General features: G+C 42.0%; 14 protein-coding genes. 7 read left to right on the top strand and 7 right to left on the bottom strand.

The window, feature by feature from the left end; translation table 11 throughout:
- Nucleotides 1-6 precede the first annotated feature (6 nt).
- A complete protein-coding gene (gene clpX / locus C8D94_RS14775) occupies nucleotides 7-1242 on the top strand; it encodes an ATP-dependent Clp protease ATP-binding subunit ClpX (RefSeq protein ID WP_115124748.1) in 1236 nt (411 codons plus the stop codon).
- Nucleotides 1243-1330: 88 nt separating this feature from the next.
- Here clpX and C8D94_RS15205 read toward each other — a convergent pair whose 3' ends face one another.
- The 3 genes from C8D94_RS15205 to C8D94_RS14765 form a co-directional block, all read right to left on the bottom strand.
- Nucleotides 1331-1519 carry a hypothetical protein gene (locus C8D94_RS15205; RefSeq protein ID WP_147278574.1) on the bottom strand — a complete coding sequence of 63 codons (189 nt, stop codon included), beginning with the start codon at nucleotides 1517-1519 and terminating at the stop codon, nucleotides 1331-1333.
- Between the two features lie 192 nt (nucleotides 1520-1711).
- On the bottom strand, nucleotides 1712-2536 hold the full coding sequence (locus tag C8D94_RS14770; protein ID WP_115124747.1) for a class I SAM-dependent methyltransferase: 825 nt from the start codon (nucleotides 2534-2536) through the stop codon (nucleotides 1712-1714).
- Complete coding sequence (locus C8D94_RS14765; RefSeq protein ID WP_115124746.1) at nucleotides 2533-4050, bottom strand: GH3 auxin-responsive promoter family protein; 1518 nt, start codon at nucleotides 4048-4050, stop codon at nucleotides 2533-2535. Before C8D94_RS14765 ends, C8D94_RS14770 begins: the two co-directional genes overlap by 4 nt.
- Before the next feature lie 102 nt (nucleotides 4051-4152).
- Between C8D94_RS14765 and C8D94_RS14760 the strand changes: the two genes are divergently transcribed.
- On the top strand, nucleotides 4153-4947 hold the full coding sequence (locus C8D94_RS14760; RefSeq protein WP_115124745.1) for a DUF2797 domain-containing protein: 795 nt from the start codon (nucleotides 4153-4155) through the stop codon (nucleotides 4945-4947).
- Here the strand turns inward: C8D94_RS14760 and C8D94_RS14755 are convergent.
- The 3 genes from C8D94_RS14755 to C8D94_RS14745 are packed head-to-tail and all read right to left on the bottom strand — an operon-like array spanning nucleotide 4944 to nucleotide 9027.
- A complete protein-coding gene (locus tag C8D94_RS14755) occupies nucleotides 4944-5594 on the bottom strand; it encodes a LysE family transporter (RefSeq protein ID WP_115124744.1) in 651 nt (216 codons plus the stop codon). The genes C8D94_RS14760 and C8D94_RS14755 overlap by 4 nt on opposite strands.
- Nucleotides 5595-5630: 36 nt before the next feature.
- The gene (locus C8D94_RS14750) at nucleotides 5631-8261 is read right to left on the bottom strand and encodes an AsmA family protein (RefSeq protein ID WP_115124743.1); all 2631 of its coding nucleotides are present in this window, start codon (nucleotides 8259-8261) and stop codon (nucleotides 5631-5633) included.
- Between the two features lie 19 nt (nucleotides 8262-8280).
- Nucleotides 8281-9027: a queuosine precursor transporter gene (locus C8D94_RS14745; RefSeq protein ID WP_115124742.1), complete on the bottom strand. Its 747-nt coding sequence runs from the start codon at nucleotides 9025-9027 to the stop codon at nucleotides 8281-8283.
- 109 nt (nucleotides 9028-9136) lie between these two features.
- On the opposite strand from C8D94_RS14745, the gene folK reads away from it, so the two are divergent.
- Entirely contained in the window at nucleotides 9137-10237 is a 1101-nt protein-coding gene (gene folK / locus C8D94_RS14740) for a 2-amino-4-hydroxy-6-hydroxymethyldihydropteridine diphosphokinase (protein ID WP_317047743.1), read from the top strand.
- Nucleotides 10238-10348: 111 nt separating this feature from the next.
- Here the strand turns inward: folK and C8D94_RS14735 are convergent, their stop codons facing one another.
- On the bottom strand, nucleotides 10349-10888 hold the full coding sequence (locus C8D94_RS14735; RefSeq protein WP_115124740.1) for an RNA methyltransferase: 540 nt from the start codon (nucleotides 10886-10888) through the stop codon (nucleotides 10349-10351).
- Nucleotides 10889-10957: 69 nt separating this feature from the next.
- On the opposite strand from C8D94_RS14735, the gene C8D94_RS14730 reads away from it, so the two are divergent.
- From C8D94_RS14730 to C8D94_RS14710, 4 genes are all read left to right on the top strand, one after another.
- Entirely contained in the window at nucleotides 10958-12121 is a 1164-nt protein-coding gene (locus C8D94_RS14730) for a tyrosine-type recombinase/integrase (protein ID WP_115124739.1), read from the top strand.
- A 446-nt stretch (nucleotides 12122-12567) separates the two neighbouring features.
- Entirely contained in the window at nucleotides 12568-13011 is a 444-nt protein-coding gene (locus C8D94_RS14725) for a hypothetical protein (protein ID WP_115124738.1), read from the top strand.
- Between the two features lie 7 nt (nucleotides 13012-13018).
- Nucleotides 13019-13255, top strand: a complete 237-nt coding sequence (locus C8D94_RS14720) for a hypothetical protein (protein WP_115124737.1) — start codon at nucleotides 13019-13021, stop codon at nucleotides 13253-13255.
- Between the two features lie 256 nt (nucleotides 13256-13511).
- Nucleotides 13512-14045 carry a hypothetical protein gene (locus tag C8D94_RS14710; RefSeq protein ID WP_211308925.1) on the top strand — a complete coding sequence of 178 codons (534 nt, stop codon included), beginning with the start codon at nucleotides 13512-13514 and terminating at the stop codon, nucleotides 14043-14045.
- Nucleotides 14046-14310: the final 265 nt, after the last annotated feature.

Genomic DNA, 14310 nt, shown 5'->3' with positions numbered 1-14310 from the left:
CAAACTATGGCGAAAGAAGAATTAGAATGTTCGTTTTGTGGCCGTAAAAAAGCCGAGACTAACTTGCTCATCGCTGGGCTGGATGCCCATATTTGCGATAGATGTATAGAGCAAGCTCATGGCATTGTGGTTGAGGAAGCCCTACACACCTCCAACAACGAATTGGGGAAAGATGTAATGCTTAAGAAACCTAAGGCGATCAAGGAATTTCTGGACGATTATGTGATAGGGCAGGAATTCACCAAAAAAGTAATGTCGGTTGCAGTATACAACCACTATAAGCGCTTGTTACAGCCCAAAACAGACGACGATATTGAAATCCAAAAAAGTAATATTATTATCGTTGGGCAAACCGGTACGGGAAAAACCCTTATTGCGAAGACCATTGCCCGTATGCTCAATGTCCCGCTGGCCATTGTAGATGCTACGGTGCTTACCGAAGCAGGCTACGTGGGAGAAGATGTAGAGAGTATCCTTACCAGATTATTACAGGCAGCAGATTATAACCTGGAAAAAGCCCAGAACGGTATTGTTTTTATAGATGAAATAGATAAAATTGCTCGTAAGAGCGACAATCCCAGCATCACCCGTGACGTAAGTGGCGAAGGGGTGCAACAAGCCCTGCTGAAACTTCTTGAGGGAACCACAGTAAACGTTCCTCCCAAAGGAGGCCGTAAACACCCCGACCAAAAGTTTATCGAGGTAAACACCGAAAACATATTGTTTATCGCAGGAGGAGCCTTTGATGGTATTGATAGGCACATCTCAAAACGCTTGAATATGCAAGCTGTCGGATTTAGTGCATCAAAGAGTGAAGATGTGTTGAGCAAGGATAATATGCTGAAATATATAATCCCGAAAGATTTAAAGGACTTTGGGCTCATCCCAGAGATCATAGGTCGTTTGCCGGTGCTTACCTATATGAACCCGTTGGATAAAGGAACCCTGAGAGCTATATTGACCGAGCCTAAGAACGCCATCATCAAACAATATAAAAAACTGTTTCAGATGGATGATATAGATTTTGTGATAACCACTGAGGCTTTGGACTTCATAGTAGAACAGGCTGTAGAATATAAATTGGGAGCCAGAGGGCTACGGTCGCTCTGTGAAGCAGTGTTAACAGATGCCATGTACGACCTCCCCGGAGATGGGCAGACCAAGACCCTAAAGGTAACCAAGGCATACGCTGAAGAAAAGCTGAACAAAACTACCATTAAGAAACTCAAGGCAGTGTCTTAGAAAAAAAATAAGCCGGACAGCAATGTCCGGCTTATTACTTAACTTAACCTAACTAATTTATGGCATTTTTTAAATGCTATAAATGTTTTTAAGGTTGTACTACAACCGTTTTTATCTTTTTAGAAGCAATTTTTTGCTGAAATTGCTCTTTCTTATCCTTTAACGTGTAACCGGCCAATTCGGTATTTACTTTTTGTGTCGCTGTAGTTGAGGTTGCACAACTAGTAATACTTGTGGTCATGAGTACACATATTGCTACGTATAGTAATCTTTTCATTTGTGAGGTTATGTGAGGTTATTCAAATTGAACACTACAAACGTATGGCGTAAGAAAAATACTACCAAAAATTTTAGTTGAAACACAATTTATACTCGTTGAAATACAACAAAAATTCTGGATACTGTTGAAGCGCGAGAAACTTTGCCTTCCTGACTGTCTTTGAACGATGAAAGCGTAAGGTTGTCGATATCACCTTCGCTCCAATACGTATACATATTCGTTTAACACTTCCTTTTCCTCAACCGAAGCAGGGATTTTTTTATTTTTTAGGCATATATCATAGCTGCTGGATTTTTCGAGTACATCAAAACCCTCAACCTGTTCATAGAACGAATGGGGGAAATTTCCATGAGCAGTGGAACGTAACTTGAAGTCGGCACCAAAAAACTGTAAAAGCTTTTTGTATACTCCAGTATGTTCAATATCCTTTTTGTAGGATTCGCAAAGTATGATATCTCCTTTGTTCAAGTACCTCCTACAAAAAGACAGGAGTTGTTCTATTTTGGGTATCGGTAAAAAGAAAAACAGGCCTTCCATAACAACAATCCTTTGGTTTGAGGCATCCAAGGACACTTCTGTGAATAAAGACTCTAAATCAGACTTCTTCGTAATATCAAAACTTGCGTGGGTAACTTGCCGCTCGGGTAGTTTTTGAGTTCGTATAAACTTTTCTGTCTCTTTAACTTTATATGCAACAACATGGGGCAGGTCTATCTCAAAATGACGTAATTTTTCTGGCAATGTATAGGGGTACATGCTAAAGCCGGCCCCTATGTTTATAATTAAGATGTCTTTTTCAAGGGCGGTATACTTTTGTAGGTAGTTAAAAATAATTCGGTTTCGCCCACAGTGCAAGATGTTATCAAATTCAGAGACTTGTTCCGCAAATTTTTGAGCAATTTCATAGGCTCCTTTGTTTTGCCAGAGATGTGCATAGTTATCTAGACTGAATGTAGGGTCTTGCGCCCTGTAATGAGCAATAACAAAGGCGGTATCTTCTACTTGGTGGCTCATTGAGCATTAAGGGTAAGCAGTTCTTCGATATAATTACGGGAGTTGGATAGCCGGGGAACCTTGTGCTGGCCGCCCAGTTTTCCATTTCCTTTTAGCCAATCATAAAACAGGCGTTCCCTTGCGCAGTGTATGGTAGGAAACTTTAGTGTTGTGTTGTTGAAACGTTTTGCCTCGTAATCGCTATTCACCTCTTTGAGGGCCAGGTCAAATTCTTCGGAAAATACGCTGAAGTCTTTGGGAGGAGTCTTAAATTCTATAATCCATTCATGGGCGCCTTTTTCCTTTCCTTCCATAAAAATAGGTGCTGCAGTATAATCTACCACTTCGGTATTGGTGAGGGAAGATGCTTTTCGGAGGGCTGCTTCAGCGTTTTCAATAATCAACTCTTCACCAAAAGCATTGATGTGGTGCTTGGTTCGCCCTGTTACTTTAATTCTGTAGGGATGTATGGAGGTAAACCGAACGGTATCGCCAATCTTATAGCGCCATAGCCCAGCATTGGTAGTAATGATGATGGCGTAATTTTTCCCTTCTTCCACTTCGGCCAAGGGTATAATGGTCTCTTTTGCGGTACCGTAGGTGTCCATTGGTATAAACTCGTAAAAAATACCATAGTCCAGCATCAATAAAAGTTCTTTGTTGGCATTACGGTCCTGGATGGCAAAGAAACCTTCCGAAGCATTATAGATTTCGTAATACCTGAAATTTCCCCTTGGTAATATCTTGTTGTACTGCTCTATGTAGGGCTCAAAGCTCACGCCGCCGTGAAAATAGACTTCTAGGTTTGGCCAGATTTCAAAAAGGTCTTCCTTTCCTGTGGTTTCCAGTACATTGTTCAACAGTACCAGCATCCAGGAGGGTACGCCTGCAAGGCTTGTAACCTTTTCCTTAATGGTTTCGTTAACAATGGCTTGCATCTTGGTTTCCCAATCTGCCATCAGGGAGATTTCATTTTTGGGCGTGCTGCTGTATTCTGCCCAAAATGGCATATTGTCTATCAATATAGCTGAAAGATCCCCAAAAACCGTCCCATTTTCTTGGTACAGCTCCTTACTGCCTCCCAATCGCAATCCCTTGCCCACAAAGAGCTGGGAGTCTGGGTTGTTGTTCAGGTACATACATAACAAATCCTTGCTGGCGGCATAATGGCAATGTTCCAGAGAGTCGCTACTCACCGGGATAAATTTACTCTTGGCATTGGTGGTGCCACTGGATTTTGCAAACCATCTAATAGGGGTGGGCCAGAAGATATTGTGCTCCCCTTTTCTTGCACGCTCAATACGTTCTTGGTTTTCTTCGTAGGTGGTTACGGGAACTCTGTAGGCATATTCCTGATAGGATTTTATCGTGCTAAAGTCGTACTGTTTACCAATCTCGGTGTGTTTTGCTTTTTGTATCAGGTTTTGTAGCAGCTCTTCCTGTACATCTATAGGGTATTTAAGGAACAGCTCTATTTGGTGGAACCGTTTCTTCAAAAACCAGGAGGCAATAGAATTTACAATGGGGATTGGCATATATTTCTGCTATCTTTATGCAATAAAAATACTATTTTTTCTTTTAGCGGATTTCAGTTTTTCAAAATTGAAATCGTTTAAAATCTACACCCTTAGCAATTAATGGAATACAAAGGAGTTCTTCGAAAAATGCAGACCGAAAATGGGTCGCCCATTCAATATTACCTTGTGTTTGAGAATGATTTTATACACGTGAACCAATTATTGGACAAACACCTTACAATTGAATTTTCTGGCTACGAGTGCCTCAATTGTGGGTTGAACAAAAAAATATTCCGTCAGGGGTATTGCTACGATTGTTTTTACGAAGTACCCCAAGCGGCCGATTGGGTAATGAAACCCGAATTGAGCACAGCACACCTGGACAAGGAGGACCGTGACCTGGAATACGAGAAACGGGTACAACTGCAACCCCACATTGTATATCTTGCCAACAGTAGCAACGTAAAGGTGGGCGTAACGCGAAAGACCCAAGTCCCTACCCGCTGGATAGACCAAGGCGCCCACGAGGCCATTGAGATTGTTGAGGTTCCCAATAGGTATCTTGCCGGGATTACCGAAGTAGCCCTAAAAGACCACGTAGGCGATAAGACCAATTGGCGCACTATGCTGAAGAACGAGATAAAAGATGAAAATTTAGTGGAATGGCGCGATAGGTTGAAGCAATACATCCCAGAAGAAGCCTTGCCGTACTATCTTGAGAACAATACCGAAACCAACCTAGAGTTCCCGGTATTGCAATACCCCACCAGCCTGAAGAGCCTCAACCTACAGAAAACACCCTCTTTTGAAGGCGTGCTGAAGGGCATTAAAGCGCAGTACCTGATCTTTGAAGGAAACACCGTGTTCAACGTAAGAGGGAGTGAGGGATATGTTGTTACAATTTCGGTGCTTTAGTCGAATAGCATCCTCACAAACTGAACAATGGAGCCAATTACAAGCGCTGCACCTACGATATGCATTACCAAAGGGTGCTTGTTCTTCTTACGCTGTTTGATTTTTTTGCTCATTTTCCCGTAATAATAGAGTGTTGTAATCTTTCCCAACAAAATACCCGTAAAGAACAGTGCAAGGTTTAAAATAGGGCTGAATTTTGAAAGAGAAAACAAATACGTATTACACACGCTAATAATTAAGATCCAAAATACAAGAGCCGGGGGATTTACCAACGCCAACAGCAAGCCTTTCCAAAAGTTACCGATCTTTACATCTTTGGAAAGGGGGTTCTCAAAATCTATGTGAAGCTTGTTTCGCAATAGTATCAATACGCCTATAGAGAAAAACACAAAAAGGATGGTGTATTGTATCCATGGGTTTTCTTCGAAAAAATCGGTGAAAGCACGGCTGTACTGCAATGCTAAAAATGATAATATAACGCTGCCAATCCCAGCGCCCAAAGTAATCCTGAAACCCTTGGAAAATGTAGTTGCCAATGTAGTTGTTACAACAGCTATGTTGGAAGAGCTTGCGGGAATGGCTCCTATGCCAGACGCCATGTAGCCTACGAGCAAAAAGGACACCAGCATAAATAGTTCATAGATCATAGGCTTGCATTTAATAGGTGCCTCTTGGACAAACCGTTAATTGATACTATCTTTTTTCTTGTTGCCAAACAATCCCCCAATAATATCCTTAACAACCTCAGTAGTGTTGGATTGTTGGTTTCCGGTAGTATTGGTGTTTGTGGAATCTTTTGGTTTGTTGCCACCGCCAATAAGGTCCTCTAAAATACCGGTTCCCTTGTCTTTTAGATCCTGCTTTTGCTTTTCAATCAATTTTTGTGTCAAGGTGGTCACGGCCGCTTTGGTGTCTACCGAAATTTTTGGGTTGTTTATGGTTCCGTTGAGACCAATGGGCAGGTTTACCTTGGTGTTCTCAGCTTCGGACGGGTCTAGTTTTGCCAATAGGTTGCTTACTTCGCCCCCCAAATATGTTGCGGGAACGTCCAAATTTACATTGTAGTTGATGGTTTTGTCCAAACCGTGCGATCCAGCTACGGTCACGCCAATGCCCTTTACATCAAAATCGAAGGGTTGCACCTCTATATTTCCATTGTTAAACTGTAGCACCGTACTCACATCCCGAAGGCTCAGCCTATCCAGATCCAAGAACTCCACACGCTCTCCCAGTTTTGAGAGCAAGGGGCTTTTTTGTTTGTCCACTTCAGCAGTAATAATTTGTGCCAGGGCATCTCCGGCCAGCGTTGTGAGCTTGGGGGTAAGGTCGTTGTTGAGCTCACCGTTCAGGTTAATGGTGGTGTTGAGGTCACCTTGTAACGATTTTGCGATAGGCGCCAAGAAACTCAATAAATCCAATTGCTGAAAAGAGCTTGCAATGTCTATCTGGTCCAAGTCCAGCTCCATCGCGAAGGTGGGCACGGTGTTCTTGGTCGAAACATTTCCGCCCAAGGCAATATTTCCGCCCAAGAGCGATGAGGTAACATTGCTCAACGTAGCGGTTTCATTTTTAATGGAAACACTTCCCTTGGCATTGTCCAGCGTGAGATCGTCATAAATTACCTTGTTGGCCGAAAAATTGAGCGTGGCGTCCAAAAAGTCAGGGATTTTAATACTTTCTTTTGGGGCCGTAGCTACTCGCGAATTGGCTGTTTCAGGGTTTGTTTCGTTTGTAGTGCTTCCTTCGGCCATAAAATCATTTAAGTTGAAGGTATTGGAAGTTACATTGAACGTTCCCTTCAAGTCCTGCTTCGCCATAACCCATGGGATAAGGTTTTGTATATTTCCGTTGGCCTGTACATCGGTTCCGCCGGTGGTGGCGGTCATTTCGTTCAATTGGATGTTGCCGGGAGACATGGTGATAGCCGCATTGCCTATATTTATTGGGCTCTTAAAGGCCGCATCGGTATAGGTAAAGTCCCGTAGACTCGCGGTACCATTTGTTTTAATGTTTTGGTATTGCTCATTCTCTACGCTGGCCATATCGAAGTTTGTGGTCACATCGGCAGTAAAAACACCGCGTAAGGGCTGTTCCATTTCAATAGGGAGTACTTGGTCTATATTTGCCAAATCCAACGTTCCTTTCAGCGCAAGGTTTACCAGTGCATTTTCAGTGAGATTTCTAATGCTCCCGTTGGCGGTAAAAAGTTCGTCGTCTATCCTGAAGGTGAGATTGCCAATGGTAAGGTAAGTGTCCTTCACAAAACCAGTTTCGTTCATTAAGTCTGCGTTAATGGTAATATTGCGCACTGTTTTGGGCAGGTCCGGATATTTAAAGGAGGCGTTGTTGCTGCGTACCTTTATGTCCATTGTGGGAATACGTTCTTCGTCCACGATGCCCTTCAGCTTTCCGTTCACGGTAAAATCGCCCGTAGTGTCCACTCCGTCCAGTTCCTTTACGTACACTTTTGGTATCACGGCAAGGAAATTCTTAAAATCTGAAGAAGGCGTTTTAAAAGTCAAGTCAATCTCATTATTGTTTTCGTTCACCTTTACAAAACCGTCAAAAGTGAGCGGTAGTTGGTTGATCTTGGCCTCGTTTTCTAGAAAGGTATATTTCTGGTTCTTTAGGTCCAGCTGAAAATTGGCATCTAGGGATACTTCGTTTTGGTTCAAGTATTCAATATCGCCCAGTTTAAAAGATATCAGTGCATTGGTGGTCGTTGCAAGATTGGAGACATCCAGCGAAAAATCACCATCGCCCTCGTGGTTCAGCTCGGTCAAGGTGAGGTAGGTTTCGGTGGTTTCATCTATATACTTTAGGCGTGTGTTGTTTATCTCGTAGTGTTGCAGGTCGAACACAAACCCTTTTTCTTCAGCAGTAGCATTTTCGTCTGCGATGGGGGCATCATTCTTTACGGCCACATCGTAATTGGCATTGCCCAAGCTATCCACTTGTATGTTTATGTATGCATTATCCAGCTGGAGCGCATCTACCTTAATGGACTCGTTGCTGCTCTTGAACAACTGGGTAATGCCCATATCTATCTTTAGAGCTTCGCCACTCGCCAGGGTGTCTCCCGCAAATGGCGCATTGTTGATTACCGAAAAATCCTTCACCACTACGGCTGCATTGGGAAAACTTCGGAAGAGGCTCAAATCCAGCTCTTCCCAGGCCACGGTAGCGTTCAGGTTTTTGTTGATGTTCTCTTTCAGTAGGTCTTCAATGGTTCCCTTAAACAGAAAGGGTGCGAGTACTAGCAGCAGCACTACCACTCCTAAAACGATTCCTACAATTTTTAATAGCTTTTTCATCTTTGTAATTTCTGAAATTTTATTCTTTTCTTTTTATAGCTTCGACAGTTGACTGTTGTAACGAGGGTGTATCGTACTTGAGTTCTTCTCCCATCCCCAATCCAAAACGTTTCCGTAGCGCAAATACACAAGCGTACAGTAATGGGGTGTCCAGTGCGGCAACCAACACCTTAAAAAGAAACCCGCTCAATAACAGGGCTCCAAAGAGGGGCCAATCAATCTTCCCGAAGCTGCACAACAGCAATAGTACCGTGAAGGTATCTACAAACTGCGACAGAAAGGTAGAGCAGTTGTTGCGTAGCCAGAGGTGTTTGCCCTTGGTGAGCCGTTTCCAAAAATGGAACAGCTGTATGTCTATATACTGCGCCAGCAAATAGGCCATCATAGAGGCAAAGACCGCAATGGCCGTAGCGCCAAACACGGTATGGAACAGGGTATCGTCCACGGGACTCCAAGTTGTTGCTGGAACCACATCGGCCACGTACACAATGAGCAACGAAAAGAACGAAGCGAATATCCCCGCGGTAACCACTTGGTTCGCCTTTTTCTTGCCGTATACCTCGCTTATCACATCGGTTATCAAAAAAGTGATGGGATAGGGAAGGATCCCCACCGAAATCTCAAAGGTGTACCAACCAAAAAAATCCCACGAAAAGAATTTTTGGAATATGAGATTGCTCACCACCAATGCCGAAATGAACAACGCCCCCAAAATGAAGTAGATACGTTGCGCTAACAAAATGTCCTTATTGGGAAGCTGCTTCAAAATTTTAGATTGTAGTACAAAGATACTAGAGAGTTATTCGGTTTTCCTTAATTTCGTCTTAAAACCAAAATTCACCGTTATCACTACCTACAACAACATATATCTATCTTTGGGGAGCAATATGGGCAACCGTTTCGAGTATCTGCAACGAGCGGTAGATGCCGTTTTTACTGAAATTGGAGCCATCCATAAAATATCTTCGGTATATGAAACCCCCGCGCTTGGGTTTGATGGTGATGCTTTTTTGAACTGTGTCCTCTGGGTACGCACCACCCTCACCGCCAAACAAACGCTAAAGGCGATACAGAAAATTGAAGGGAAACTGGGCAGGAACCGTGCTGCAACCTTGCAAACATACATACCGCGAACTATCGATATAGACATATTGCTTTATAACGATGAGGCATTTGCTGAAAAGAACCTACAGGTTCCACACCCCCGTATGCAGGACCGGAGGTTCGTGCTCCAGCCCTTGGCCGAGGTAAACGGGCAGCTACGACACCCCGTACTGAAGGATAATGTGATAAAACTACTTTCCAAAACCAAGGACGAGAGCCAGATTGCCAAACAATCCAAATGGTTGCGCAACCCAAAACAGGATTACGATATCTCAAGGCTGAATTATATTGCCATTGAAGGAAACATTGGCGCCGGAAAAACCAGCCTGGCCACAAAACTGGCAACCGATTTTAATGCAAAACTTATCCTGGAGCGCTTTAAGGACAACCCTTTCTTGCCCAAATTCTATGAGGACCAGCAACGCTATGCCTTCCCGTTGGAAATGTCCTTCCTGGCCGATAGGTACCAGCAATTGTTGGAAGACATCACCCAGTTCGACCTGTTCAAGGATTGTGTGGTGGCAGATTACGATGCGTACAAGAGCCTCATCTTTGCCAAAGTCACCTTGGCCGAAGAGGAATACAACCTCTACAAAAAACTGTTCCACTTAATGCACAAGGAGCTCCCCAAGCCCGATGTATACGTATACCTATACCAAAATACCGAGCGACTGTTGGAGAACATACAAAAACGGGGCAGAAAATACGAAAAGGGGATTGCGCCAGAGTACCTCCAAAAAATCAATGAAGGCTATCTACAATTCATCAAGACCCAACCGAAGGAGAAGGTAAAGATCATCGATGTTTCAGAAAAAGATTTTGTGAAAAACCGAAAGGACTATTTGGGGGTGCTACAGCAAATTCTTGAATGATCCATAACTTTTAAATTTCAAGCTGCAAGGAGGGGGTTGTGCTTTGTGTATAACAGTAAAAAACCTTTCGGTCCATTAGCTAACAACTTCAGCTTACTTTGCGTGGTATTGCTACACTTGTTGCAGTTTGCAGAACAGGTCCCAGGCCACTACCCCGCAGCTTACCGAGATGTTCAGGGAGTGTTTGGTGCCGTACTGTGGGATCTCGATCACGGCATCGCTGGCCGAAACCACTTGTTGCTGTACCCCTTTTACCTCATTGCCAAACACCACGGCATATTTCAACGCCTTCTGTACCGAAAATTCCTGTAACGGGATGGCCAGTTCTGCCTGCTCTATGGAAGCTACAAACACCCCTTCGCTTTGTAGTTTTTCCAATACCTCCTGGGTGTTCTTGGCATATTCCCACGCTACGCTATCGGTAGCGCCCAGGGCGGTTTTTTGGATGTCCTTATGTGGTGGTTGTGCCGTGATACCGCACAGGTAAATTTTTTCTACTAAAAACGCATCGGCCGTGCGGAACACCGAGCCTATGTTGTTCAGGCTGCGAATGTTGTCCAAGATAATAATGAGCGGGGTCTTTGCAGCAGTTTTAAAGGCCGCTGCATCGATACGGTCCAGTTCGCTATTTTTTAGTTTTCGGTGCTTCATAGGTTGGCAAAGGTAATGAGATTAATCCGGCTTGGTTTTGATTTGTTTTTTTGGTAGTTTTATAAGATTATGAATACCGTAACCCTTACATCATTCAAACATAATCTAAAAACTTGCTTGGGCATTAAGTTTCGGTATGATTACGAGGTTAAGGAATACATAAAAACCTTTCCGGGGGTGCGATGGACCAAAACCCATAAGTGTTTCTATATTTATTACGATGAGGCACGTATAAAAGCATTGAAAGTCCATTTGCGTGCGGGTGATTTGAGCATAAACGAAGAAATACAGTCGATTGTTGAAAGCGATAGGAAGGGTACCATAATACGAGCTAAACCATTGAACAAGGAAAAAACCGAGGTTTATGGACATTTCATTAAATTTTTAAAGGGGAAGCGGTTCAGCGAGAGTACGGTTTCTACCTACGGAGGATTTGTGTTGGACTTCTTACGCTTTACCGAAGAAAAGCCAGTAGATTCGCTTACAGCCGATGATGTTCGGCTCTATTTGGAATGGGCTGTTGGCACCTTGAACTATGCAGTGAGCACCCACAGGCAAATTGTGAGTGCGTTGCGGCATTTTGCCTATTTTTACCCGGCCTGTGCTATAGATGGAGATGCTATTTATATGCCCAAGAAGGATAAGAAACTTCCTGTTGTTTTGAGTGTGGAGGAGGTATTAAAACTTATCCAGGTAACTAAGAACTTAAAGCACCGTACTATAATAGCAATGCTGTATTCGTCGGGACTGCGAATTGGAGAACTTTTGAGCCTAGAACTACGAGACTTTGATTTAAAAAGGAACCAACTGCACATAAAGAATGGGAAAGGTAAAAAAGACAGGTATGTAACCCTCGCCACTAGCCTGCATCCAATTTTGAAAAATTATTACGCAACCTATAAGCCTAAGAATTTTTTTATTGAGAACCCCAAAGGGAATAACTACAGTGCTACCTCGATACGTTCTTTTTTGAAGAAGAGTTGTCAGGCCGCAGGTATTTCAAAGCGGGTTACGCCACATTCGTTGAGGCACAGTTATGCTACCCATTTATTGGAGCAGGGCACGGATATTCGTTATATCCAGGAGCTTTTAGGACATTCAAGACCAGAGACCACGATGGTATATACGCATGTATCGAAAAAAGATTTAAGGGGTATAAAGAGCCCCTTGGATATTGCGTTGAATAAATTAACTTTACGGGATAACAACGGCGATTTTGCGTTATTATCCTAATCCATTTACGGTATAACGACGATAAATTACTTTATATAACAAGTTGCCCTCAATAGCTCCGACTGAAATTCTGCCGAATTTAAGCCGTCGCGATCAATCGGACTCCGGTCCGGGTCTTGCGAACGAATGCTGACGCTCACTCTGCTGATAAAATCGAAAACCGAACTGATTAAGTAAACGGCTGATTTTTTACTCGAACGCTGATTTTTGACAATCTGAGCGGAGCATTGCGCTGATTGGATTCCCGAAAAAGCCACTCGGCCGACTTACTCGTGCGTGTCGCAAAAGAGGGCAACAATGTTTATAATTTATGGCTCGATTTCGGCTATGGGGAAAATTTTGGTAATTTTAAGACCAAATATTTACAGCTGAACATTTTGTAGTGGTTCAAACGCCACAAATCATAAACCAGACCGTTGTGCAACATTGGAAAAAAAAATCGAGAATTGAATAAAATTGGTAAACTTGAAATTCAAGAAAGTGAAATACTAAAATATCAAGAAGTAGAAGATTTTTTCGTTAATAATGAAAATGTTATTCTCGTTTCTCGAAATGGAGCAATAGACTTTTCAATTGTCACCGAACTGATAAAACAAGCGGAAAGCAAACCGAACTTATATGGGATTTTAACTAAAAAACAGTTTGAGAATAATTGGAAATTACAATATATTGGACAACGTAAAGCAAAATATATTCGAGACCGATTAAGACAACATCTCATAAAAAAAGACATTAGAACTGGAGCTCAATTGGAACGAGTAAATCAAGAGTTGAAAAACGGTGGAGATATTGGAATTAAACTTTTTTCTGTAAAACCTGACGAATTGCGACAATTCTACGAGCAGAAATTGATGAATAAAATAGAAACGCTTTGGAATAAGCACAGATAATATAAATATGGACGCATTAAACAAATTAGTAAACCAAAAGGTAATTGCTTTGATAGAAAGCGACGAAAAAAATTATGAAATCGAAGGAACTGTAATCGGAGTTGACGTAAATGACTTCTATTTTTACGAAAAAGGAGAACCGATTTTTGTGACTGTTTCTATAAATCCAACTGATGAAATTCCAGACGGAATTGAAGATGACGAATTTCACGAAATACCATTAGAAAAAATAAGGAAAGCGTAACAAGATTGCGGGAACAACGTTGCACAACAACGTATAAAAATAATAGGGCAATTGTAGTAAAACTGAATGGTTCGGGCGCATTTGCAAGGTCGCCAAATTTTTAAATTTGGCTTATTGAGAAAAAAAAGTAATAAGAAAAATTTAAAAATTCGGCTTGTGCTCAACCGAATGGATAGCGTGCAAATCAGCCCTACTATTCTTATACAAGACCGTTGTGGTGCATTTAAGAAAAAAATTGAGATACAAAAAAAATTAAGTGAAAGCGGAAATAATTAACCAACCTTACTCTGGAGAATATGAGGAGCGAATATACGATTTAGAAAGCGTGTGGAATTCTCAATCTTGGACTTGGATAATGTTTACGGACGATTACGGAATTGAAAAAGTTGGACAATTTCGCGGATTTCCAAAAGACGTAAAAATATCTAAACAGAAAAATGAAATTGTTGTTCTGACTTCAGATTGTGCATTTCATTTGGATGCGACTGAATTGAATATAATTGAGGCAGAAAAACAGGTTGATTATGGAAATTTAGAAGTTACGCCGACTGGAACTTTTATTTTTTCAGAATATAGTGATATTTATAAAATGGAAAAATCTCTATCTAATATGCAAAAAATAGAAAGTCCTTTCAAAATGGACTTTATCGAATTTAAATGTTGGAATGGAAATATTTTGGAGTTTGAGTGTGACGAAATAAGAGATTATGAAAAGCGTGAAAAGATGGAATTAAATGTAGAAAATTGGACAATCAAACCGAATAAAAACGCACCACAACAACGCATATAATACAGCGGGTCAAATGGTTAAATGAATTGTATTTCCTACAAATAATTGTAAATTAGTCACGCGGATAAATACGTAGTGGCGGCGCCACTGCCCACGGCTGATTCGCACGCTGACGCTTCCAACGCTTGCCGAAGCTGCCGCTCAAGACCCGCCGTATCATATGCAAAACCGTTAGCAAAAACAGTACCTCAGCGAAATTTCAGCATTTTAGTGGAGTAAAGAGGCCTCATCATTTATGAGTAACTTTTTGCTGTGGTTTATGTCT

Origin of the sequence: Marinirhabdus gelatinilytica (assembly GCF_003353425.1) — a bacterium.
GTDB classification, from domain to species: Bacteria; Bacteroidota; Bacteroidia; order Flavobacteriales; family Flavobacteriaceae; genus Marinirhabdus; species Marinirhabdus gelatinilytica.
Note: the sequence above shows the minus strand (reverse complement) of the source record. Positions and strands in the feature narration are given on the sequence as shown.

What these genes read in the sequence shown, in the direction of transcription:
- C8D94_RS15205 (WP_147278574.1), bottom strand. Translation starts at nt 1,519, where the DNA reads ATGAAAAGATTACTATACGTAGCAATATGTGTACTCATGACCACAAGT.
- C8D94_RS14730 (WP_115124739.1), top strand. Translation starts at nt 10,958, where the DNA reads ATGAATACCGTAACCCTTACATCATTCAAACATAATCTAAAAACTTGC.
- C8D94_RS14750 (WP_115124743.1), bottom strand. Translation starts at nt 8,261, where the DNA reads ATGAAAAAGCTATTAAAAATTGTAGGAATCGTTTTAGGAGTGGTAGTG.
- C8D94_RS14720 (WP_115124737.1), top strand. Translation starts at nt 13,019, where the DNA reads ATGGACGCATTAAACAAATTAGTAAACCAAAAGGTAATTGCTTTGATA.
- C8D94_RS14760 (WP_115124745.1), top strand. Translation starts at nt 4,153, where the DNA reads ATGGAATACAAAGGAGTTCTTCGAAAAATGCAGACCGAAAATGGGTCG.
- C8D94_RS14765 (WP_115124746.1), bottom strand. Translation starts at nt 4,050, where the DNA reads ATGCCAATCCCCATTGTAAATTCTATTGCCTCCTGGTTTTTGAAGAAA.
- C8D94_RS14755 (WP_115124744.1), bottom strand. Translation starts at nt 5,594, where the DNA reads ATGATCTATGAACTATTTATGCTGGTGTCCTTTTTGCTCGTAGGCTAC.
- C8D94_RS14735 (WP_115124740.1), bottom strand. Translation starts at nt 10,888, where the DNA reads ATGAAGCACCGAAAACTAAAAAATAGCGAACTGGACCGTATCGATGCA.
- clpX (WP_115124748.1), top strand. Translation starts at nt 7, where the DNA reads ATGGCGAAAGAAGAATTAGAATGTTCGTTTTGTGGCCGTAAAAAAGCC.
- C8D94_RS14770 (WP_115124747.1), bottom strand. Translation starts at nt 2,536, where the DNA reads ATGAGCCACCAAGTAGAAGATACCGCCTTTGTTATTGCTCATTACAGG.